Source organism: Lysinibacillus sp. 10T31 (genome assembly GCF_056394365.1).
This window is the reverse complement of the sequence record NZ_JBFTHS010000144.1, coordinates 1-941: the sequence shown is the minus strand read 5'-3', so window position 1 is coordinate 941 and position 941 is coordinate 1. Positions and strand designations below refer to the sequence as shown.

Below are 941 nucleotides of genomic sequence, written 5' to 3'. Positions count from 1 at the left end.
CGTCTTTTTCGTGACGACACATATTGTTTTACCGATAGCATGAATTAGGCTATCGAACCTTATACAATATCCAATTTTCAATGAACGAGCGTGTTTTATAGACTTTTACTAGTCTATAGATGAAGTATAACACCCTTTCAGACACTTAAAGTAGCAATAGTTACCTCTTGTCTGACCTCACTTTCATCCCATGTCTAAAGACGGGCTACACCCTGCTAGGCTTTCTCGTTCGGAAAATCTGTAAGGAATTTCTGATCCTTCTCTACCTATAACCAATCCAACTCTCTTCTTCTTTAATTCAATAAAGCTGCTCTATTTTCTTTTATAAAGTATAAGACCTAATTTTTCATAAAACTCTATTAATACTTGTAAATTTCCTAGTAATAAAAAACTTCCATTTCACTCAAAGGTCTAATGTTATTTAATTTTGTTCTTCGATTCTAATCCTTCTTCAACTAACCTCCCTCTATAAACATTGATGTATCAACGGTTTCCACCACTTAGTGATGAAGAAAAAATATTTTTCCACTTGATTTATAAACAGTATTTTTAATTTATAGTTATAATTTACATTCTGAGTGTACGCTTCGCTAAAACTAATGGAAATCATTAAGTTCATCCAGTAGTGACCTGTAGGCTCAATCCCTATTATTACTTCAGTTTTCTTAGCTTCCTTCATCGTTTGAAGAATTTTTTCATACAAGTTTTCGAAGCCTTCTTTCGATTGATGTACCGCAAAGGCTTTTTCTATTACTCGCCCGCGTTCATCGACAAAGCATGCGTAATGAACATGCTTGGCAATATCCATACCGACAACGAGTGTATTTTCAGTAACTTGATTAATTTTATTATTCCATTTAAAATGCATAAAGGAGTCCTCCTTGTTTGATGATGGGTCAATGGTCGTTGACACTCATGCATCATACTAGAGGGCTCCTTTT

The 941-nt window shown here is 34.3% G+C and carries 1 pseudogene; it reads right to left on the bottom strand.

Features of this window, described 5'->3' with window-relative positions:
* Window positions 1-610 precede the first annotated feature (610 nt).
* Window positions 611-868 (bottom strand): annotated as a pseudogene (locus AC1DCY_RS27195) (IS110 family transposase); the annotation flags it as partial.
* Window positions 869-941 lie beyond the last annotated feature (73 nt).